Here is a 19,782-nt window from a genome sequence, read left to right on the forward strand (position 1 = left end):
CCATGACCAACACACCTAACCCCGTCCCATCGGCCGAACAGGCGATGCCCCTTGCGCGCGAGCGCAACGCTTCGAACCTCGCCGCGAAGCTGTTTCATTCGGGTGCGCGCCAGAAGCTCCTCGCGTTCGCGAGCCTCGTCGTGCTCATCATCTTCTTCGGCGTTGCGTCGCCGCAGTTCCTGCAAGTCGACAACCTCGTCAGCATCCTGCAGGCCACCGCCGTCAACGGCGTGCTCGCCATTGCGTCGACGTTCGTCATCGTCACGGGCGGCATCGATCTGTCCGTCGGCACGTTGATGGCGTTCTGCTCCGTCATGACGGGCGTCGTGCTGACCAACTGGGGCATGCCGCTTTATGTCGGGATTCTGGCTGCCGTCTGCTTTGGTGCGCTGAGCGGCGCCGTGTCGGGCGTTCTGGTCGCGAAGCTGCGCATCCCGCCGTTCATCGCCACGCTCGGCATGATGATGCTGATGAAGGGCCTCGCGCTCGTCATCTCGGGAACGCGGCCCATCTACTTCAACGACACGCCGGGATTCACGAGCATTTCGCAGGATTCGCTGATCGGCAATTTCATTCCCGCGCTGCCGATTCCGAACTCGGTGCTGATCCTTTTCGGTCTCGCGATCTTTGCCGCCGTCGCGCTCAACAAGACGCTCTTCGGGCGCTATACCTTCGCGCTGGGCAGCAACGAAGAGGCCGTGCGCCTGTCGGGCGTCAACGTCGACGGATGGAAGATCGCCGTCTATACGATGGGCGGCGCGATCTGCGGCATTGCCGCGCTCGTGATGTCGTCGCGGCTCAATTCGGCTCAGCCCGCTCTCGGCCAGGGCTACGAGCTCGATGCGATCGCGGCTGTCGTGATCGGTGGCACGTCGCTGTCGGGCGGCGTGGGGACGATCACGGGCACGATGATCGGCGCGTTCATCATGAGCGTGCTCGTCAACGGCCTGCGCGTGATGTCGGTCGATCAGGAGTGGCAGATCGTCGTGACGGGCGTGATCATCATCTCCGCCGTGTATCTCGACATGTTGCGCCGGAAGAAGCAGCGATAACAGCAGTGGCAAGAGCAGCAGTGGCAAGAACGTGAGGCCGGCCCGCTGCGCGATGCGCTGGCGGGCGAGCCGCGAGTCAAGCCGGGCGCAACGTATCGCCTACGTCGGCCTACGTCGCGCTCGCACCGGGTGACGGCGCGCGCATCGTCGCGTGCCGTACTTTCAACCATAGAGGAGACTTGTAGATGATCAAACCGAAACTGATCGGCGCGGCGCTCGGACTGAGCCTGGCGTTGGGATTTTCCACGGGCGCATGGGCCGATGTTCCATATGTCGCGCTGGTGTCGAAGGGATTTCAGCACCAGTACTGGCAAGCCGTGAAGAAAGGCGCGGAGAAGGCGGGACAGGACCTTCACGTGAAGGTGACGTTCGAAGGCCCCGAGACTGAGGCGATGGTCGACAAGCAGATCGACATCCTGTCGGCCACGCTCGCACGCAAGCCGGCCGCGATCGGTCTCGCCGCGCTCGACAGCCAGGCCGCGACGCCGCTGCTGAAAAAAGCGCAGGCGGCGAAGATTCCCGTGATCGGATTCGATTCGGGCGTCGACAGCGACATTCCGCTTTCGACGGCCGCAACCGACAACAAGGCGGCAGCGGCCGTCGCAGCGGACAAGATGGCCGCGCTGATCGGCAACGAGGGCGAAGTCGCCGTCGTGGCTCACGACCAGACGAGCCGAACGGGCATTGACCGTCGCGATGGTTTCGTCGAGCGCATCAAGGCGAAGTATCCGAAGATCAAGGTCGTCACGGTTCAGTACGGCGGCGGAGACCAGTTGAAATCGACGGACATCACGAAGTCGATCATCACCGCGCATCCGCATCTGAAGGGCATCTTCGGCACGAACGAAGGATCGGCGATCGGCGTCGTCAACGGTGCCCGCGAAATGAAGGTGAATGGGAAGATCGTGCTGGTCGGCTTCGATTCGGGTGAGAAGCAGCTCGACGCGATCCGCAGCGGCGACGAGGCGGGAGCCGTTACGCAGAATCCGATCGGCATCGGCTACGACACGGTCAAGGCGGCAGTCGAGGCGCTTCAGGGCAAGACGCTGCCCAAGCGCATCGACACGGGCTTCTACTGGTACGACAAGGGCAACATCGACGATCCGAAGATCGCGGCTGTTCTCTACAAGTGATGTGCAGGTAGCTCGCGGCGGCCGGTAGCAATGCATGCCGGGCGCCGCGAGCCCCATCAGCCGTCATGTTCGCAGGCCCGGTGCCTCACGTTCATGGCTGCTACGCGTGCGGCGGCTCGCGCATCTCGTTCATCAGCCGGATCACTTCGCCGCGCAGCCAGCGGTTCGCCTGATCCTGCTCGCCGCTGCGATGCCAGTACAAGTGCCATTCGAGCTTCGCAAGCGGAAACGGCAGTTCGAGAATGCGCGCGTCGTAGCGCTGCACCAGTTGCACGGGCGCGGTGAGCGCGAGGTCGGTGCGCAGCGCGATCAGCGGCGCGACCATGTAGTGCTGCACGCGCATCTGCAACTGCCGGCGCTTGCCGAGCTTGTGAAGCTCGGCATCGACGAGCCCGCTGCCCTGGCGGCGGCTCGATACCTGGATGTGGCCGAGCCCGAGATAGTCGTCCATCGTCAGCGTGTCGCCCGCCAACGGATGATCGTGGCGGAGCATGCATGCGTAACGGTCGCTGCCGAGCGGCGACTGATGCAGTTGCGGATCGTCGATGAGGGGCACGTCGATCGCGAAATCGATCTTGCCTGCCGCGAGCGCGGCGGCCACTTCGCTGCGCGGCGTGAAATAGCTTTCGATGCGCATGCCCGGCGCCTGTTGTTGCAGCACTTCGCCGAGCGCGGGCAGCAGGATCGCTTCCATCAGATCGGGCATGCTCAGGCGAAACGTGCGCTCCGACGCGGCGGGCACGAACACGTCGCCTTCCGTCGCGCTCGTCTCCAGCAATTGCAGCGCTTCGCGCACGCGGCCGATGATGTTTTCGGACAGCGGCGTCGGCACCATGCCCGACGGCGTGCTGACGAAGAGGGGATCGTCGAACGCCTTGCGCATGCGCGCGAGCGCATTGCTGACGGCGGGCTGCGTAATGAACAGCATCTCCGCTGCGCGCGTCAGGTTGCGTTTGTCGTAGATCGCTTCGAATACGACGAACAGGTTCAGATCGAGCTTCGGTGGACGCATCGCACAGTCTCCTTTCGCCCGACATCATAAGCGACGGGTCGCCGTGGCGATGCGTCCTCGTGCAGCGCTGCAAAGGTCAATCGCGCGGCGGCACGTTCAGATACGCAGCGGACGCGCCCAACGTCTCCTTGCTCGCCTTGATCTCCATGCGCGCGATCGCCTGCAGATGCACTTCGTCGGGACCATCCGCGTAACGCAGCGCGCGGCCCCAGGTCCAGTGATCGGCGAGCGGCGTGTCGGGGCTCACGCCCATTGCGCCGAACACCTGCATCGCGCGATCGCAGACGGTCGTATGCAGCTGCGGAATCAGCGCCTTGATCATCGAGATTTCCTTGCGCGCCGCCTTCGCGCCCACTTCGTCGATGAGCCACGCGGTCTTCAGCACGAGCAGGCGCGCCTGGTCGATTTCGATGCGCGACTTCGCGATCCACTCGCCGACCGTGCCGTGCTGGTGCAGATACTTGCCGAACGTCTTGCGTTCCTGCGAGCGCTCGATCATCAGTTCGAGCGCGAGCTCGGCCGCGCCGATCGAGCGCATGCAGTGATGAATGCGCCCCGGCCCGAGCCGCGCCTGCGCGAGCGCGAAGCCGCCGCCTTCTTCGCCGAGCAGATTCGATGCGGGAACGCGCACGTTCGTGAATGTGACCTCGCAATGGCCTTCCGGCGAGATGTGGTTCAGCACGGGAATGTTGCGCACGATCTTCAGGCCCGGCGTGTCGGCGGGCACGAGAATCATGCTTTGCTGCCGATGGCTCTCCGCATTGGGATCGGTCTTGCCCATCACGATGAAGATCTTGCAGTTCGGATGCGCGGCGTTCGTGATGAACCACTTGCGTCCGTCGATCACGTAATCGTCGCCGTCGCGGCGGATCGACGTCGTGATGTTCGTCGCATCCGACGAAGGAACGTCCGGCTCCGTCATCGCGAACGCGGAGCGGATCGTGCCTTCGAGCAGCGGCGCGAGCCACTGCGCGCGTTGCGCGGGCGTCGCGAACATGTGCAGCAGTTCCATGTTGCCGGTATCGGGCGCATTGCAGTTGAAGACCTCGGATGCCCACGAAATGCGTCCCATGATCTCAGCGAGCGGCGCGTATTCGAGGTTCGTCAGGCGCGTGCCGGGCTCGTCGTCCTTCAGATGCGGCAAGAACAGATTCCACAGGCCTTCGGCTTTCGCCCTTGCCTTCAGCTCTTCGATGAACGACACGGGGTAGCGGCCCGCGTGCACCTCGTCGAGCCATTGGCGCTGGCGCGGCACGATGTGCTCGTCCATGAACGCGCGCACGCGACGGCGCAAGTCTTCAACCTTGGGGCTGTAGCCGAAATTCATGATGTGTGTCCTTGGTGTTTCTTTGCATGGGCTAGATGGTCAGGCCGCCGTCGACGACGATGCATTCGCCGTTCGTATAGCTCGCCGCGTCGGACACGAGATACAGCACCGTGCCCGCCATTTCGCGCGGCTCGCCGTGGCGGCGCAGCGGGATGTTGTCGATCCAGTGGTCGTAGATGTCCTTGTTCTCGAACAGCGCGCCCGCGAACTTCGTTTTCGTGAGACCGGGCAGCAGCGCATTCACGCGGATGCCGAGCGGCCCGCATTCCTTCGCGAACGCTCTCGTCATGTTGACGACGGCCGCCTTCGTGATCGAGTAGATGCCTTGCATGTCGCCGGGCTGCAACGCGTTGACGGACGCCGTGTTGACGATCGCGCCGCGTCGTTGCTCCTTCATCAGCTTGCCCGCTTCCACCGACATGAAGAAGTACCCGCGCACGTTCACTTCGACGGTCTTGTCGTATGCGGCGAGGTCCGTGTCGAGGATGTGCCCGAAGTACGGATTGGCCGCCGCGTTGTTCACGAGAATGTCGAGCCGCCCATGTTTTTCGCGGATATGCGCGAACGCCGCAGCGATGTCCTCCATGCGGCCGACGTGACACGCGAGCGCTTCGGCGCGGCCGCCTGCATCGCGTATGCTTGCCGCCACCTGCTCGCAGTCTTCGATCTTGCGGCTCGATACGATCACGTGCGCGCCCTGTTCGGCGAGCAGCTTCGCGATCGCTTCGCCGATGCCGCGGCTCGCGCCCGTGACAAGCGCGATGCGGCCCGTGAGGTCAAAAAGGTTCGTGCTCAAGGGCGACTCCTTCGTGTCTTTATCGATGAACGGGATGAATGCGTTGAACGGCTAGCCGATCAACTCGGCGCCGAGTTGCGCGAGCGGCTCGACCATCGCGCCGACGTCATGTGCCTGCGCATTCGACGCATTGCCTTGCAGCGCGCGCGCCTTCACGCCCTGCGCAATCGAAGCGAGCCGGAAGAAGCTGAATGCGAGAAAGAAAGGCCAGTTGTCGATCGTGGGCAGGCCGCGCAGCGCGCAGTATTGCGCGACGATCTCTTCCTCTTCGGGCACGCCGAGCGCCGCGCGGTCCTGGCCGCGCAGCCCCGGAATATGACCGTCCGACGGCAGGCGCAGGCACATGCAGAAGTACGCGAGATCGGCGAGGGGATGGCCGAGCGTCGACAGTTCCCAGTCGAGAATCGCGCGCACGCGTGGCGCGTCGTTCGCGAAGATCAGGTTGTCGATGCGAAAGTCGCCGTGAACGAGGGAAGGGCGCTGCATATCGGGTCTGCCATGTGCGTGTGCGGGACAGTGCGCGGGCAGCCAGTCGATCAGCGCTTCCATCGCCGCGATGCGTTCCGTTTCGGCGGCGCGATATTGCTTGGTCCATACGCCGATCTGACGCTCGAAGTAGTTGCCGGCGCGTCCGTAGTCGCTGAGGCCCACTGCTTGCGGATCGACATCGTGCAGCGCCGCGAGTGTCTGCACGATGGCCGCGTAGTAGCCGCGCCGCGCGTCGCGGTCGATTTCGGGCAGCGCGGGGTTCCAGAAGATGTGGCCTTCCTCGTAGCTCATCAGATAGAACATGCTGCCGATCACATCGCGGTCCTCGCACAGGTGCAACGCGCGCGCGACGGGCACGGGCGTGTCGGCGAGCGCGCGCAGCACGCGATACTCGCGGTCGACGGCATGCGCCGACTTGAGCAGTTGTCCGGGCGGCTGGCGGCGCAACACATAGCGCTCGCCTTGTGCTTCGATGAGCCAGGTCGGATTGGACTGGCCGCACGCGAATTTCGTCGCGCTCACGGGGCCGCGAAAGCCTGCGATGTGCAGCGCGAGATAGTGCGTAAGCCGCTCGATATCGAGCGTGGTGTCGTGTCGATCGAGAGTCATGTCGTTCGATGCGTTGCCAAGGTCTGTTTACATATGAAACGTGCAACCCCTGACTTATCGATTTTGTTATTGGGGGAACACCTGAAACCGGCCGCATGCCGGAGTCGCGCGTCGCGTGTTTGGCCCGGCCAAACGGCGCTCCTTGCTCCTTGCCCTGCGCCCCGAAGCAAGTCCCCTTGGGGGACGGCCGGTTTCGGGTGTTCGCATGCACGTTTCATATGTAAGCAGACCTTAGGCTAGCCGTAGGTTTGAAAAGCGCGGCGCTGCGGATCGTCGAGATGGCCGATGCCGTTGAAGCTCGACAGCTGCAGCGCGTCGCGATTGAAGAAGTAATGGCTGACGCTGCTATTGCGGATCTGCATGTTGAGCGCGATGGCCGTTGCGGCGGGCGCGTGCAGGATCTGCTGCGTCAGCGCGGCGATCACGCCGCCCGAGCTGACCACCAGCACGCGCTGTCCGCCGCCGTGCTGGATCGCGGCGCGCGCATCGGCGACGCGTTGCTGGAACGCGCTCCACGTTTCGGGCGCGCAGCCATCGAGCGCGCCTTCCGCCCACAGATGCAACACTTGCCGCAGCGCCCTGAAGAAATCGCGCGAGCTTCGGGTCGCTTGTCGGGCGAGTTCGGCGTGCTGGTCGCCGAGCGCGCGAAAGAGCGCATGGAAATCGTATTCGTCGAGGCACGGATGGACTTCGCATTCGGCAGGCGGCGCGCCCAGGCCGCGCCGGATCGCGTCGACGGTTTGCGCGTGCCGTCGCAGCGTGCCCGACATCACGCGATCGAACGCGATGTCGCGCTGCGCGAAGTATTCGCCGAGCCAGAGGCTTTGCTGTTCGCCGGTCGCCGAGAGACGGTCGTAGTCGTCCGCGCCCAGCGACGCCTGGCCATGCCGTACCAGATAGAGTTCCGCCATCGCTTGCTATGCCTTGCAGAAGGTGAGGCCAGCATAGCGGCGGGTCGAGCATTCCTGAAGTTTATTTAGTGAATCCGAGGCTATTCATCGTGATGATGAGTGTGCGCAACTAACTGTCAGTCGCCTTGAAGCCCCGCATCCGCCGCGGCGGGCGTCTGGTGAGCGTTACCCGTCTCGCCCGCGAAAAGCGCCCAACGCTGTCAACGTCCGGCGCGTAGACCGTTCAACGGTTGCCGTCAAGCAGGTCGTTCAGCAGCGCATCGAATTCGGATTGCGCATCTTCGAGTTCCTGTAGCGCGGCGTCGAACGTCTGAAGCGCCATCTGAGATGGACGGCCGCTGCCGGCCGGAGGGAACCGCGATTGCAGCGTGGCGAACGCGGTTTGCACTTGTTTCGTCGCGTTCAGGACGCGCTCCATCGCGCGGGTTTCTTCGGCTCGCGCCGCTTCGTGATCCATGCTCATGCTCCGTGATTCGGTGTGTGCCGCAATGGCGAGGCGCCCACTATGCCACGAGTTCGCGGCGCGTCGCCGCGCATTTCGCCTTGGCCGCGTCGTGCGATGCGTCGCCGTCAGAGAAGCGGCAAGCCTCCGTTGGCCTTCACCTCGCGCAACGACAGCGACGATTCCACCGACGTCACGCCCGGCAGACTGCGCAATTCGTCGCGCATGAACGTGCCGTAGTCGTCGAGGTCGCGCGCGACCACCTGCAGGATATAGTCCGCGCTGCCCGACACGTTGTGACACGAGAGGATGCGCGGGATCGCGAGTATTTCGCGCTCGAAGCGCGTCGCCGTCGCGCGATCGTGCACGGCGAAGCGCACATACACGAAGGAGACGACGCCGAGCCCCAACGCCGGGCGCGACAGCACCGCGCGATAGCGCTCGATAATGCCGTCATTTTCGAGCCGCTTGAGCCGCCGCGCGCACGGCGTTTCGCTGAGCCCGACCGTTTCGGCGAGCTTCGCATTCGACATCCGGCCATCCGATTGCAAGGCCGCGAGGATTGCGAGGTCTGTTTTGTCGAGGTTGTTCATGCTAGGTGGAATGCCGCAGGGTATTGTGAGATTTTAGGGCATTCCACTAATCGATGCACCTGTCAGACCGAAAATCGCCAGCATTCGCTAGTGGGGCGAAGGCATCATGAATGCCTCTCAACGTGAGGTCGCCATGGTTTCCGCTCATCTTCTGATCATGTATGTGGCCGCGCTCGTCGTGGTCTACGCGCTGCCCGGCCCGGACATGGCGCTCGTGCTTCAGACGAGCATTGGCCGCGGCGCGCGCAACGGTTTCGCGGCCGCTGCCGGCCTCGGCATTTCGCGCGCGACGCACGTGACGCTGTCCGCGTGCGGCGTCGCCGCGCTGCTGCGAAACGCGCCGTGGCTGTACGAAGTCGTGCGCTATGGCGGCGCGATCTATCTGGCGTGGGTGGCCGTGCAGATTTTCCGCTTGCCCATGTTTGCAATGCCGACGGATGGCGCGCAGCCGGGCGGAAGCCGTCCGCTGCGATCGGCGTTCATCAAGGGGCTGCTGACGAACCTGCTGAATCCGAAGGCGCTTCTGTTCTGCTCGGTGCTGCTGCCGCAATTCGTGCGTCCGGAGGCGGGGCACGTCGCATGGCAGGTGATCGAGCTGGGTGTCGTGCTGGTGGCGATCGGCGCGTGTTTCGATGCCGTCTATGCTGTCGGCGCCGCGCGTATCTCGGGCTGGGTGCGCTCGCATCCCCTCGCGCAGACGCTGCAGCGCTGGACGTTCTCGGCGGCGTTGATCGGCTTCGCGGTGCGGCTGTCGCTCGACTGAGCGGCTCGCGCTCCGCATGGCTTCCGCCTATTTACGAATCATCGCCGCACGCTCCGACTTCTGGTCGACGACCTTGCGGCGATGCTTGTCCTTCATCTTCTTCCACCCTTTGCACTCCTCGCGGGTGCGCAGACAGCCGAGGCAATAGCCGGTCTTGCTGTCGAACTTGCAGATGTCGATACAGGGCGATTTGACACTCATGCTGGCTTGCTCGTGATCGTTGGGAGGGCGGGGAGCGATGACTGTCGCACGACGCTCAGGGCGCGGGCAAAGTGATTGTGTTAATAAGAGCGATAGACTGCGGGGCCGAAGTCCTCGCCGACGCTTTTGCACACGCCGCGTGCGTATCGACCGATTACTCCCACACCGCCGATGAAGACCCTGTTGCTCTATGTCGTGACCGCGATCGCCGAGATCGTCGGCTGCTATCTGCCCTGGCGTTGGCTCAAGGAGGGTGGCCCCGCGTGGCTGCTGGTGCCGGGCGCGTTGAGCCTCGCGCTATTCGCGTGGCTGCTGACGTTTCACGGTACAGCGGCCGGCCGCGTCTACGCCGCATATGGCGGCGTGTACGTGGCCGTCGCGATCCTCTGGCTCTGGGGCGTCGATCACGTGCGCCCGAGCGCGTGGGATCTTGCGGGCGCGGCGCTCACGCTGGCGGGCATGGGGATCATCGCGTTCCAGCCGCGGGTCTGATGTTCCGTCTGAGGGCTCGTTTTGCGGCTCGCTTGATGGCTTGTTGACGGCTTGTTTGATGGCCCGCGTCACGCGTCCTCGACGGCCGCCCATTCAATGCCACTGTTCGCCGTCTCTTCATGATGTGAGCGCGAACGGGCGGCGAGCCGGTTCGCGCTTCAAACAGCGGTAAGAGTCTGCGTTAGCTGTTCGGCTTGCCGAGGTAATCGAGCTTGCCGACCTCGACGCCGCTGTGACGCAGGATGTCGTATGCCGTCGTGATGTGGAAATAGAAATTCGGCATTGCGAAGCCGAGCAGATAAGACAACCCGGTGAACTCGACCGGGCCGCTGCGCATTTTCAGCGTCACTTCGCGCGTTTCCGAACCGTCGATCTGCGCGGCGTTGAACTCCTTCAGATAATCGATCGTTTTCTGAATGCGAGCGTGCAGTTCGTCGAACGCGAACTCCACGTCTTCGTACTTCGGCGCTTCGACGCCTGCGAGACGTGCCGCGCAACCCTTCGCGGTGTCCGTCGCGATGTGCACCTGACGGGCTAGCGGGAGCATGTCCGGGAAGAGCCGCGCGCCAGTGAGCACGGACGGATCGATCTGTTTTTCCGCCGCGTGCGCCTGGCCCTTGCCGAGAATCGCCTGCAGGTTCGTGAGGCCGCGAATCAGCACGGGAATGGATGCCTGATACATCGAGATGGTCATGGGTGGTCCTCGAATTCGTGGTTCTCGCGCGCCCTCCGGCACGCGGTCGCATAGCGTAACGCAACGGCGCAATTGCTGCTGGAGCAGCGTACCGCGATTCCGATGCACGACAAAGCTAGCCGTTCGGCCAGGTGTCGAGCGTGCAGGAACTGTGTTCGAATCGGTTGGTCGGACGGTTGGTTTTCTGTCTCATGACGAAGGCGTGTTCGCGGCGCGACGGGTTTTGCAGCGTGACCGTCCGCATGTGCCCGCCATGCGCCCGTCGTGTGTCTAACCCGTGGCCCCGCCATGCACTGGGAGAATCGAAACCATGACGAAGCATCCATTGCCAGGCAGCGAACGCCAGGTCGCAGCCGGTTCGAAGGTCGTCGCGCAGTGCGACCCGTCGGAAACGATTCAGGTCGTAGTCGTGCTGCGCCGCAAGGACGAGCAGCAGTTCACGCAGTTGATGAAGAAGATCGAGGCGGGCGCACCGGACGCAAAGCCGTTGTCGCGCGACGAGCTCGAGCAGCGGTTTGGCGCAGCCGCTAAAGATGTCGCGAAGCTGAAGGCCTTCGCGTCGCAGCATGGGCTTGCCGTCGTGCGCGAGGACGCATCGGCGCGCACGGTCGTATTGAGCGGCACGATCGCGCAGTTCCAGGCCGCGTTCGACGTCAAGCTGCAGCACTACGAGCACCATTCGATGGGCCGGTTTCGCGGTCGCACAGGCGCGATCAGCGTGCCCGACGATCTGCACGGCGTCGTGACGGCCGTGCTCGGCCTCGACAACCGTCCGCAGGCAAGGCCGCATTTCCGCATCCGTCCGCCGTTCGTGCCGGCGAAGGCGCGCGAGGCGGCGTCGTTCACGCCGCTTCAACTCGCGTCGATGTATCAGTTCCCGCAGGGCGACGGCAGCGGGCAGTGCATCGGCATCATCGAACTGGGCGGCGGCTATCGCACTGCCGATCTGACCAGCTATTTTTCGAGCCTCGGCGTGGGCTCGCCGAAGGTCGTCGCCGTCGGCGTCGACCAGGGCGGCAACCATCCGACGGGCGACCCGAACGGACCGGACGGCGAAGTCACGCTCGACGTCGAGATCGCCGGCGCAATCGCGCCTGGCTCCACGATCGCCGTGTACTTCACGACCAACAGCGACGCCGGCTTTATCGACGCCGTCAGCCGCGCAGTGCACGACACCAAGAACAAGCCTTCCGTGATTTCAATCAGCTGGGGCGCGCCGGAGAGCGTGTGGACGGCGCAATCGATGACGGCCTTCAACGACGTGCTCCAGTCAGCGGCCGCCATCGGCGTGACGGTGTGCGCGGCGTCGGGCGACAGCGGCTCGACGGATGGCGTGAGCGACGGCGGCGATCACGTCGATTTCCCCGCGTCGAGCCCCTATGTGCTCGCGTGCGGCGGCACGAGCGTGCAAGGCTCGGGGCAAAAGATCTCGCATGAAGTCGTCTGGAACGATGGCGCGGACGGTGGCTCGACGGGTGGCGGCGTGAGCGGCGCGTTCCCTGTCCCCGCCTGGCAGGAAGGTCTGTCCACGAAGGGCATGCAGGGCGGAAACACGGCACTGACGGGGCGCGGCGTGCCGGATGTCGCGGGCGATGCGTCGCCGCTCACCGGCTATGACGTGCTCGTCGACGGCAACAACACGGTGGTCGGCGGCACGAGCGCCGTCGCGCCGCTGTGGGCGGCGCTGATCGCGCGCATCAACGGCGCGAAGGGCGCGCCCGTCGGCTTCGTCAATCCGAAGCTGTACAAGGCGGCGGGCGCCTGCAACGACATCACGCAGGGCAATAACGGCAGTTATGCGGCAACCACGGGGTGGGATGCCTGCACGGGATTGGGTAGTCCCAATGGTGTGAAGGTGGCGGCGGCTTTATAGTCTGAACAGCGGGCGCTCGTATGTCGGGCGCCACGCTTTGGGCGGCGATGAACGCATCGCAACACAAGACCTGGCAACATGTGTACGCATTCGATGGAGCGATCATGACGAATACCGAATCAGCTTCCGGCAGTTTGCAGTCGCCTCACAACTCTCAGGCCGCGCATGGGTCGACGGCTGCGAGCGTGCCGCACGCCAGCGGCGACCAGCCGTTTTTCGATCCCGTCGCCTACGGCAACGGGCCCGACGACTCGGTCACCGACACCAGCGAGGGCGCCGCGATCACGAAGCACACGATCACGATCGGCGGCAGGAAGTTCAACTACACGGCAACGGCGGGCCATCTGGTCACGGTCGATCCGTCCAGTTCCCAGCCGAGCGCGAAGATGTTTTACGTCGCGTTCACGCAGGACGACCAGAAGGAGGAAACGCGGCCCGTCACGTTCTTCTACAACGGCGGCCCGGGGTCGTCGTCGGTGTTCGTGCTGCTCGGGTCGTTCGCGCCGCGCCGCATCAAGACGTCGATGCCGGGCTTCACGCCGCCCGCGCCATATCAGATGGAAGACAACCCGGACAGCCTGCTCGACAAGAGCGACCTGGTGTTCATCAACCCGGTCGGCACGGGCTACTCGGCTGCCGTCGCGCCGCGCAAGAACCGCGACTTCTGGGGCGTCGACCAGGACGCGGAATCGATCAAGCAGTTCATCAAGCGCTTCCTGACGAAAAACAACCGCTGGAATTCGCCGAAGTTCCTGTTCGGCGAGTCATACGGCACCGCGCGCAGCTGCGTGCTCGCGTACAAGCTGCATGAGGACGGCGTCGATCTGAACGGCGTCACGTTGCAATCGTCGATTCTCGACTACACGCAGGCGGGCAACCCGGTCGGCGCGCTGCCCACGGCCGCCGCGGACGCGTGGTATCACAGGAAGCTCGGCATTGCGCCACGGCCGACAAACCTCGGCCAGTTCGTCGAAGAAGTGGCGCAGTTCGCGCGCACCGACTACCTGAACGCGCTGCGCAAGTTCCCGACGACCGACAACGCGGTGGTCGAGAAGCTGAGCGAGTACACGGGCATCGACAAGACGACGCTGCTCGCATGGAGCCTCGACATCGCCGGTTATGACAGCCGCGGCAATTCGCTGTTCCTGACCACACTGCTCAAATCGCAGGGGCTCGCGCTGGGCGCGTATGACGGTCGCGTGACGGCCATCGACACGGGCATCGCGGGCAAGATCGACCCGAACTCGGGCGGCAATGATCCGACCATGACGGCCGTCACGGGCGTCTACACGACGATGTGGAACGTCTATCTGAACGAGCAGCTGAAGTTCACGTCGAACTCGGCGTTCACGGATCTGAACGACCAGGCGTTCAAGTACTGGGACTTCAGCCATATCGATCCGACGGGCGAGCAGAAGGGCGTCGACAGCAAGGGCAACATCATCCTGTACACGGCGGGCGATCTCGCTGCCGTGATGGCGCTCAACGTGGACCTGAAGGTGCTGTCGGCGAACGGTTTCTACGATTTCGTCACGCCGTTCTATCAGACGGTGATCGACTTGCAGCAGATGCCGCTTCTCAGCCAGCAGGTGCGGGACAACCTGTCGGCGCGCTTCTATCCGTCGGGGCATATGGTGTATCTCGACGGCGGCTCGCGCACTGCACTCAAGGCCGATCTCGCGACGATGTACGAATCGACGGTGAGCAACACGGAGGCGCTCGGACGCGTGCGCGCGCTGCAGGCGCGAACGGCGGCGAGGGTGCCGGGCACGCACTAGTGCCACGCTGCGTAGGCGCGCGGCCGCGTGGCGCCGGGGCCGCGTTCGACACGCAAAGGCAAGGGCATCGCGGGTTGTTCGCGATGCCCCTCTATGCGCTCGATGCTCAGGGCATCGAAAATCCGGAGCGATTCAAGGCGGTTGTGGCGATTCGAGGCGGGATTCAAGGCGGTTGCATTTACGTCGAGCGCCCCTGTTGTGTTTTAATTGTCTGCCGAATTAACTCTTCCGCGTCGCGACGACGCGCGCTGATTAGTGAATGCAGCGAAGGCGAACGCGCTCGACCAGGCGCACACGACTCGAATCGAATCAACCGCTGATCGCGCCACGCGTGCTGAGCGCGTCGCGAAAACGATGCGCGAGCGCCGCATCATGCTCGCCGCGATGGTGGCGGGCTTGCATTTGCATATGCCAGCCGCGTTCGCACAGGACGCGTCGATGCTCGACGAGCGCGTCACGCAGCAGACCATCGCCGAAACGATCTGCAAGCCGGGCTACGCCGACACCGTGTCGCCGCCGTTCGACGACCTGATGGCGCACAAGGACCGGCTGCTTTCCGAGCGCGGCATCGATCCCGACCACGGCACGCGCTATGCGCTGGACCGTCGCGTGCCCGTCGTGCTCGGCGGCTCGCCGGATGCGCCGGATAATCTCGGTCTTCTGGCGTGGGGCGGGCATCACGGGGAGCGCCGTAAGGCGCTCCTAACTGCGAAGCTCAAGCGCTGCGTCTGCGAAGGGCGCATGTCGCTGAGCGACGCGCAGGCCGCCATCGCGGGCGACTGGTCCGCTCACTATGCGGGCTTCGGCAGCGCGCCTTGCGGCGACGATCGAGGCGTCGCGCTCAGCGGCAACGATGGCTCGTGAGGCTCGCGGCATCGGCTGCCGGATGCGAGTCCGCCTTCCCGACGGCTGGAAGACCGGCGAACCGTCACTTTCTGGAGAATCGACATGAAGCAACTCTTTCGCGCAACCGTCGCGGCCGTCGTGGCCACGCTCGGCTGTCTTGCCGCCAGCCACGCGTTCGCGGCTACGCCGTCGCCGTGCGGCAAGGACGACGCATCGCAGATTCGCGGCGATACGCCCGGTGCGATCAGCTACGACGTGTTCAGCCAGCTTCGGCCGCTCACGGCGCGGCGTCTCGCGCTCTTTCAGGAAGCGGGCACCGTGAAGCGTCTGCCGGATGGGCTCGACGTATGCGAAATCGCCGACGACGGCGTCGCTGATCCGACAGCCGTGCTCGTGCATGTGCCGCGAGGCAAGATGGCGTGGTGGGTGAGCGCCGCGAACGTCGCTGACGCAGATTGATTTCGCACGCGAGCGCGAGCGCCGTTTGCTGCGCGGCGCGATTATGGCTACGCTGGGAGACTGGAAGTCGAGGTCGACAGCGTTGCATGGGGGCCGAGTAAGACATGGGACGGGAGTAAGCGCTAGAGCACCAGCTTCCTGTCGACGCGCCAGTTCTGGTCGACCGCTCTGCGTGGGACCAGAGCAAGTGCTCTGCATGGGGCTGGAGTAGGTGCTGGAGCACTTACTCGATCCGACAGCTACAGCGCCAACTCTGGTCGACCGCTCTGCGTGTGGGACCAGAGCCAGTGCTCTGCATGGGGCTGGAGTAGGTGCTGAAGCACTAACTCCAGCCGACAGCTAAAGCGCCAACTCTGATCGACAGCAAAACCATGAGTCGCTGGGCTGCGTGACCATTATCAACGGAGGGCGTCGCGCGTATGAAGATCATCGTGTGGAACATTCCCGAGTCCTGCTCCGAGCAGGAAGTGCGCGATTTTCTCGGCCGCGAGCTCGGCCACTACGCAAAAGAGATCGAAGTGTTCGAGCAAGGCACGCCGAACGCATACGCGAACGTGGATGTCGACGCCGACGAACCGTATGTCGCCGATGTCATCGCGCGGCAGTTCAACGGCAAGCTCCTGGGCGGCGTTCCGCTACAGGTCAGCGCCGTGCCGTTCGGTAGCGACGAGACGCCGCCTACGCCGCCGCGGCGCGAATAGCGCGGCGGCACGCGGCTCCGTCAAACGCGCGCTCAGCCGAACGGCGTATAAGGCAGCGCGCGCTTGTGCCGGGTGCTCTCGTAGAAGCGCATGACGGTTCCGAATACCGCTTCGCTGACGGGCTTGCCCTCGAGGAAATCGTCGATGTCGTCGTAGCGGATGCCGTATGCGTCCTCGTCCGGACGTTGAGGGCGCAACATCTCCAGATCGGCGGTCGGCACCTTGTGCGCGAGCGCGTCGCTGGCGCCGAGTGCAGCCGCGAGCGCGCGCACGCGCCGCTTGTTCAGGCCCGCGAGCGGCAGCACGTCGGCGCCGCCGTCGCCGAACTTCGTGAAGAACCCCATCACCGATTCCGCCGCGTGATCCGTGCCGATCACGATGCCGTGCCGTGCGCTCGCTGCCGCGTACTGCGCGATCATCCGCTCGCGCGCCTTGATGTTGCCGTGCACGAAGTCCCGTTGCGAATCGTCGTCAAAGCGCAAGCCGCTCGCTGACAGCGAATCGAGCATCGCGTCGGCGGCGCGGCGGATGTCGACGGTCAGCGTTTCGTCGGCGCGGATGAACTCGAGCGATTGCTGCGCGTCCGTCTCGTCGTGCTGGACGCCGTGAGGCAAACGCATCGCGACGAAGCGCGCTTCGTACTGCGTGCTGCGCAGTCGCTCCACCGCGAGTTGCGCGAGACGTCCCGCCGTCAATGAATCGACGCCGCCGCTGACGCCGAGCACATAGGTCGAAAGCCCGCTTGCGCGAAGGTAGTCGGCGAGAAACGCGACGCGCTGCTCGATCTCGCGCGCGGCGTCGAAAGTGCCGGCAACGTGCAGTTCCGCCGCGATCTGCCGCTGACGCGCGGCGCGTTCGTGCTGGTCCATCGAAGCCCCCTGAAAAGCGCGCTGACATGAGGGTCGATGATTGCATGAATGCGCCGAATTGGGTGCGCCGTCATGCGTTGTCTGGTTTAATGTCGAATAACCATAATCAAATCTCAACGATTAAGGCTTTAAATCGATGATGTATAGTCGGCAGTCGTCATCGGAAAGCACTGCGTTATGCGTTTGTCATTTTTCAGCAGGCGGGATTCGGGCGCATCGCCGCCGAATCCAGAAACACCCGCCGGCACGCCATAAGCGGCTGTGTGGGTTGGGCAACAGGCAGTGATGTTCGACCACAATGAACAGCAAGAAAGAGAACATGGCAGTTCGTCCGCCTGCACGAGAGAGGGCGGAATCACAAGACGATGACGAGCGCAGTGCCGACGGGGCGAAGCGAAGCGCGAAGGTCGCGGGAGCGCGCCGTGTGCGCCTCGCCGCGGCGCGGCTCGCGTTGAGCTTTTTCTCTGCGTCGGCGCTGGCCGTGCCGGCGTTCATCGCAAGTCTCCATGTCGCTCATGCTGCCGATGCGCTGCAAGACCCGGCGAATCCCGCCGTCGATGCGTCGGCTGTCGCGGCGCGCGATGCAGCGGGTGGCGCGGACCCGCGCCGCGCGCTATTGATGCGCGGCATCTTCGCGCGCGACGTGACGCGCCGTCTGAAGGTGCCCGTCGCGGAGCAGCGCGCGTATGGCGATCGTGTGCAAAAGGCGCTCGGGGAGAACGAGCTGGGCAATCTGTCGGGCGAGTACGTGGTGCTCGTCGATCGCAATGAGCACGTGCAGGCGCTCCTCATCTACTTTCGCGCGACGCCCGCCGACACGTGGCAGATGATCGGTGCATCGCCTGTCGCGACGGGACGGCCGGGCCAGTACGATCACTTCATCACGCCGCTCGGCTTGTTCGAGCACACGCCGGACAACATGGATTTCCGCGCGGAAGGCACGATGAACGACAACGGCATCCGTGGCTACGGCGCACACGACATGCGCATCTTCGACCTCGGCTGGGCGCAGGCCGAGCGCGGCTGGGGCAAGGGCGGCATTTCGCAGATGCGCTTTCAGATGCACGCGACCGATCCCGACAAGCTCGAACCGATTCTCGGCATCCGGCACTCGAAAGGCTGCGTGCGGATGCCGGCCTCGCTGAACGTATTTCTCGATCACTACGGCATTCTCGACCGCGAGTACGAAGCGCTCGTCGACGAAGGCAGGTCACTGTGGGTGTTGCATTCGGATCGCGTCGCGACGCCTTGGGCGGGACGTTATATCGTCGTCGTCGATTCGAAGCGCAAGGCGCGGCCCGTCTGGTCGCCGCCGCCGAGCAGGAAGGTGCGCGCACGGGTGCCGCCTAACGCCGATACGGCGGATTGACGGCGGACGGGCCTTCGGCGGTGCATCAGCGCCGCCTTCGCGCAATCACGACCGTGCAGTCACGGCCGCACAACCACAAGCGCGCAATCACAAGCGCGCAATCACAAGCGCGCAATCACAAGCGCGCAATCACAAGCGCGCAATCACAAGCGCGCAATCACAAGCGCGCAATCACAAGCGCGCAATCACAAGCGCGCAATCACAACCGCGCAACCACAACGGCACAACCACAACGGCACAACCACAACGGCACAACCACAACGGCACAACCACAACGGCACAACCACAACGGCACAACCACAACGGCACAACCACAACGGCACAACCGCAAAACCGCGACCGCACAACCACAACCGCACAACCACAACCACGCATTCGCAGCAGCCCATTCAAGACCGCGCGAGCAACACGCCGATCAGCGCGACGACAAAGCCCGCCGCCTGCACAGCAGTCAATGTTTCGCCGAACCCGACGTAGCCCTCGACGGCCGCGAGCGGCGGCGCGAGAAACAACAGCGCCGTCGCGCGCGATGCGTCGCCGCGCCGGACCATCCAGACGAGCAGCGTGACGCTCACGCCCGATAGCATCACGATGCCCCACGCCAGCGACACCCACAGCGCCGGTGACGGAATCCATTTGTGCTCGCCGAGCGTCAGCGCGAACACGAGCACGACGATGGCCGCGCCGAAGTTCTGCACGGCGCTCGCGCTGCGGATATCGGCTTTCGATAGCGACGTCTTCTGGATCAACGTGCCCGCCGTAATTGCGCAAACGGCGAGTATCGACACGGCGACGACCAGCCACTGAGGCGCATTGCCCTGCGCGACGCCCAGATCCGTGGCCGCGAGCTTCGGCTCCAGCACCAGCGCGACGCCTGCGAGGCCGAGCAGCATCCCCGTCCAGCCGCGCGCGGACAGACGCTCGCCGAACAGCGGCGCGGCGACGGCGGCCGTCAGCAGCGGCTGCAACGCACCGAGCAGCGCCATGATGCCCGCGCTCATGCCTTGCGCGACGGCCCAGTAGCCCGCGCCCAGATAGACGCCTTGCAGCAGCGCGCCCGCGATCAGGTGCTTGCCGAGCGCACGGCCCGTCGGCCATTCGACGCGCGCCAGCAGCCCAGCCGCCATGAACAGCAGCGCGGTGCCCCCGAAGCGCGCGAGCAGGAAGAGGTTCGGATCGGCGTAAGGCTTGATCGCGCGGGCGACCACGAAACCCGTCGACCACAGAACGACGAACACGACTGCATTGAGGAAAGCCAGCATCGGAAGGCGTGGGAAGCGGAAGAAGCAAAGAAGCCCGCAGTATCGGCGCAAGAGGGGCGGGCCGTCTTGTTCGAGGCTGCACCGGCGTGGCCGGCGCGCGCCGTGCGAACC

General features: G+C 64.5%; 21 protein-coding genes. 10 read left to right on the forward strand and 11 right to left on the reverse strand.

Annotated features, from left to right (window positions below):
• The first annotated feature begins 2 nt into the window (after positions 1–2).
• Together AB4Y32_RS24645 and AB4Y32_RS24650 are read left to right on the forward strand one after the other, a co-directional pair.
• The gene (locus tag AB4Y32_RS24645) at positions 3–1,052 is read left to right on the forward strand and encodes an ABC transporter permease (RefSeq protein WP_368723851.1); all 1,050 of its coding nucleotides are present in this window, start codon (positions 3–5) and stop codon (positions 1,050–1,052) included.
• Positions 1,053–1,237: 185 nt separating this feature from the next.
• Positions 1,238–2,185: an ABC transporter substrate-binding protein gene (locus AB4Y32_RS24650; RefSeq protein ID WP_368723852.1), complete on the forward strand. Its 948-nt coding sequence runs from the start codon at positions 1,238–1,240 to the stop codon at positions 2,183–2,185.
• 100 nt (positions 2,186–2,285) lie between these two features.
• Here the strand turns inward: AB4Y32_RS24650 and AB4Y32_RS24655 are convergent, their stop codons facing one another.
• From AB4Y32_RS24655 to AB4Y32_RS24685, 7 genes are all read right to left on the reverse strand, one after another.
• On the reverse strand, positions 2,286–3,197 hold the full coding sequence (locus AB4Y32_RS24655; RefSeq protein WP_368723853.1) for a LysR family transcriptional regulator: 912 nt from the start codon (positions 3,195–3,197) through the stop codon (positions 2,286–2,288).
• Between the two features lie 76 nt (positions 3,198–3,273).
• Complete coding sequence (locus AB4Y32_RS24660) at positions 3,274–4,524, reverse strand: acyl-CoA dehydrogenase family protein (protein ID WP_368723854.1); 1,251 nt, start codon at positions 4,522–4,524, stop codon at positions 3,274–3,276.
• A gap of 31 nt (positions 4,525–4,555) precedes the next feature.
• On the reverse strand, positions 4,556–5,320 hold the full coding sequence (locus AB4Y32_RS24665; RefSeq protein ID WP_368723855.1) for an SDR family oxidoreductase: 765 nt from the start codon (positions 5,318–5,320) through the stop codon (positions 4,556–4,558).
• A 51-nt stretch (positions 5,321–5,371) separates the two neighbouring features.
• Positions 5,372–6,418: a phosphotransferase gene (locus AB4Y32_RS24670; RefSeq protein ID WP_368723856.1), complete on the reverse strand. Its 1,047-nt coding sequence runs from the start codon at positions 6,416–6,418 to the stop codon at positions 5,372–5,374.
• 236 nt (positions 6,419–6,654) lie between these two features.
• Positions 6,655–7,329 carry a histidine phosphatase family protein gene (locus tag AB4Y32_RS24675; protein ID WP_368723857.1) on the reverse strand — a complete coding sequence of 225 codons (675 nt, stop codon included), beginning with the start codon at positions 7,327–7,329 and terminating at the stop codon, positions 6,655–6,657.
• A gap of 223 nt (positions 7,330–7,552) precedes the next feature.
• Positions 7,553–7,786, reverse strand: a complete 234-nt coding sequence (locus tag AB4Y32_RS24680) for a hypothetical protein (RefSeq protein WP_368723858.1) — start codon at positions 7,784–7,786, stop codon at positions 7,553–7,555.
• Between the two features lie 113 nt (positions 7,787–7,899).
• The gene (locus AB4Y32_RS24685; protein ID WP_368723859.1) at positions 7,900–8,364 is read right to left on the reverse strand and encodes an Lrp/AsnC family transcriptional regulator; all 465 of its coding nucleotides are present in this window, start codon (positions 8,362–8,364) and stop codon (positions 7,900–7,902) included.
• A 133-nt stretch (positions 8,365–8,497) separates the two neighbouring features.
• Between AB4Y32_RS24685 and AB4Y32_RS24690 the strand changes: the two genes are divergently transcribed.
• Positions 8,498–9,127 (forward strand): LysE family translocator, encoded by a 630-nt coding sequence (locus tag AB4Y32_RS24690; RefSeq protein ID WP_368723881.1) that lies wholly within the window; start codon positions 8,498–8,500, stop codon positions 9,125–9,127.
• A gap of 27 nt (positions 9,128–9,154) precedes the next feature.
• On the opposite strand, the gene AB4Y32_RS24695 is transcribed toward AB4Y32_RS24690, so the two are convergent.
• Positions 9,155–9,328: a DUF1289 domain-containing protein gene (locus AB4Y32_RS24695; protein ID WP_368723860.1), complete on the reverse strand. Its 174-nt coding sequence runs from the start codon at positions 9,326–9,328 to the stop codon at positions 9,155–9,157.
• A 171-nt stretch (positions 9,329–9,499) separates the two neighbouring features.
• On the opposite strand from AB4Y32_RS24695, the gene AB4Y32_RS24700 reads away from it, so the two are divergent.
• Positions 9,500–9,820, forward strand: coding sequence for a YnfA family protein (locus tag AB4Y32_RS24700; protein ID WP_087736137.1), 321 nt, complete (start codon positions 9,500–9,502; stop codon positions 9,818–9,820).
• A gap of 181 nt (positions 9,821–10,001) precedes the next feature.
• On the opposite strand, the gene AB4Y32_RS24705 is transcribed toward AB4Y32_RS24700, so the two are convergent.
• Positions 10,002–10,514: a DUF1993 family protein gene (locus AB4Y32_RS24705; protein WP_368723861.1), complete on the reverse strand. Its 513-nt coding sequence runs from the start codon at positions 10,512–10,514 to the stop codon at positions 10,002–10,004.
• Between the two features lie 310 nt (positions 10,515–10,824).
• Between AB4Y32_RS24705 and AB4Y32_RS24710 the strand changes: the two genes are divergently transcribed.
• The 5 genes from AB4Y32_RS24710 to AB4Y32_RS24730 all read left to right on the forward strand — a co-directional run bounded on the left by AB4Y32_RS24710 (position 10,825) and on the right by AB4Y32_RS24730 (position 16,171).
• The gene (locus AB4Y32_RS24710) at positions 10,825–12,387 is read left to right on the forward strand and encodes a S53 family peptidase (RefSeq protein ID WP_368723862.1); all 1,563 of its coding nucleotides are present in this window, start codon (positions 10,825–10,827) and stop codon (positions 12,385–12,387) included.
• Positions 12,388–12,491: 104 nt separating this feature from the next.
• The gene (locus AB4Y32_RS24715) at positions 12,492–14,165 is read left to right on the forward strand and encodes a S10 family peptidase (RefSeq protein WP_368723863.1); all 1,674 of its coding nucleotides are present in this window, start codon (positions 12,492–12,494) and stop codon (positions 14,163–14,165) included.
• A 255-nt stretch (positions 14,166–14,420) separates the two neighbouring features.
• Positions 14,421–15,029 carry a hypothetical protein gene (locus AB4Y32_RS24720; RefSeq protein ID WP_368723864.1) on the forward strand — a complete coding sequence of 203 codons (609 nt, stop codon included), beginning with the start codon at positions 14,421–14,423 and terminating at the stop codon, positions 15,027–15,029.
• 84 nt (positions 15,030–15,113) lie between these two features.
• Positions 15,114–15,470 (forward strand): hypothetical protein, encoded by a 357-nt coding sequence (locus tag AB4Y32_RS24725; RefSeq protein ID WP_368723865.1) that lies wholly within the window; start codon positions 15,114–15,116, stop codon positions 15,468–15,470.
• Between the two features lie 419 nt (positions 15,471–15,889).
• Positions 15,890–16,171, forward strand: a complete 282-nt coding sequence (locus AB4Y32_RS24730; protein WP_368723866.1) for an RNA-binding protein — start codon at positions 15,890–15,892, stop codon at positions 16,169–16,171.
• Between the two features lie 32 nt (positions 16,172–16,203).
• Here the strand turns inward: AB4Y32_RS24730 and nadE are convergent, their stop codons facing one another.
• Positions 16,204–17,040: an ammonia-dependent NAD(+) synthetase gene (gene nadE / locus AB4Y32_RS24735; protein ID WP_368723867.1), complete on the reverse strand. Its 837-nt coding sequence runs from the start codon at positions 17,038–17,040 to the stop codon at positions 16,204–16,206.
• 319 nt (positions 17,041–17,359) lie between these two features.
• On the opposite strand from nadE, the gene AB4Y32_RS24740 reads away from it, so the two are divergent.
• A complete protein-coding gene (locus AB4Y32_RS24740; RefSeq protein WP_368723868.1) occupies positions 17,360–18,409 on the forward strand; it encodes a L,D-transpeptidase in 1,050 nt (349 codons plus the stop codon).
• A gap of 389 nt (positions 18,410–18,798) precedes the next feature.
• Here the strand turns inward: AB4Y32_RS24740 and AB4Y32_RS24745 are convergent, their stop codons facing one another.
• Entirely contained in the window at positions 18,799–19,671 is an 873-nt protein-coding gene (locus tag AB4Y32_RS24745; RefSeq protein WP_368723869.1) for a DMT family transporter, read from the reverse strand.
• Positions 19,672–19,782 lie beyond the last annotated feature (111 nt).

Origin of the sequence: Paraburkholderia phymatum, from assembly GCF_040965635.1 — a bacterium.
Taxonomy (GTDB): Bacteria; Pseudomonadota; Gammaproteobacteria; order Burkholderiales; family Burkholderiaceae; genus Paraburkholderia; species Paraburkholderia phymatum_B.

Coding starts and splice junctions, on each gene's coding strand:
- AB4Y32_RS24645 (WP_368723851.1), top strand. CDS start 3: ATGACCAACACACCTAACCCCGTCCCATCGGCCGAACAGGCGATGCCC.
- AB4Y32_RS24650 (WP_368723852.1), top strand. CDS start 1,238: ATGATCAAACCGAAACTGATCGGCGCGGCGCTCGGACTGAGCCTGGCG.
- AB4Y32_RS24655 (WP_368723853.1), bottom strand. CDS start 3,197: ATGCGTCCACCGAAGCTCGATCTGAACCTGTTCGTCGTATTCGAAGCG.
- AB4Y32_RS24660 (WP_368723854.1), bottom strand. CDS start 4,524: ATGAATTTCGGCTACAGCCCCAAGGTTGAAGACTTGCGCCGTCGCGTG.
- AB4Y32_RS24670 (WP_368723856.1), bottom strand. CDS start 6,418: ATGACTCTCGATCGACACGACACCACGCTCGATATCGAGCGGCTTACG.
- AB4Y32_RS24675 (WP_368723857.1), bottom strand. CDS start 7,329: ATGGCGGAACTCTATCTGGTACGGCATGGCCAGGCGTCGCTGGGCGCG.
- AB4Y32_RS24680 (WP_368723858.1), bottom strand. CDS start 7,786: ATGGATCACGAAGCGGCGCGAGCCGAAGAAACCCGCGCGATGGAGCGC.
- AB4Y32_RS24685 (WP_368723859.1), bottom strand. CDS start 8,364: ATGAACAACCTCGACAAAACAGACCTCGCAATCCTCGCGGCCTTGCAA.
- AB4Y32_RS24690 (WP_368723881.1), top strand. CDS start 8,498: ATGGTTTCCGCTCATCTTCTGATCATGTATGTGGCCGCGCTCGTCGTG.
- AB4Y32_RS24695 (WP_368723860.1), bottom strand. CDS start 9,328: ATGAGTGTCAAATCGCCCTGTATCGACATCTGCAAGTTCGACAGCAAG.
- AB4Y32_RS24700 (WP_087736137.1), top strand. CDS start 9,500: ATGAAGACCCTGTTGCTCTATGTCGTGACCGCGATCGCCGAGATCGTC.
- AB4Y32_RS24705 (WP_368723861.1), bottom strand. CDS start 10,514: ATGACCATCTCGATGTATCAGGCATCCATTCCCGTGCTGATTCGCGGC.
- AB4Y32_RS24710 (WP_368723862.1), top strand. CDS start 10,825: ATGACGAAGCATCCATTGCCAGGCAGCGAACGCCAGGTCGCAGCCGGT.
- AB4Y32_RS24715 (WP_368723863.1), top strand. CDS start 12,492: ATGACGAATACCGAATCAGCTTCCGGCAGTTTGCAGTCGCCTCACAAC.
- AB4Y32_RS24725 (WP_368723865.1), top strand. CDS start 15,114: ATGAAGCAACTCTTTCGCGCAACCGTCGCGGCCGTCGTGGCCACGCTC.
- AB4Y32_RS24730 (WP_368723866.1), top strand. CDS start 15,890: ATGAAGATCATCGTGTGGAACATTCCCGAGTCCTGCTCCGAGCAGGAA.
- nadE (WP_368723867.1), bottom strand. CDS start 17,040: ATGGACCAGCACGAACGCGCCGCGCGTCAGCGGCAGATCGCGGCGGAA.
- AB4Y32_RS24740 (WP_368723868.1), top strand. CDS start 17,360: ATGGCAGTTCGTCCGCCTGCACGAGAGAGGGCGGAATCACAAGACGAT.
- AB4Y32_RS24745 (WP_368723869.1), bottom strand. CDS start 19,671: ATGCTGGCTTTCCTCAATGCAGTCGTGTTCGTCGTTCTGTGGTCGACG.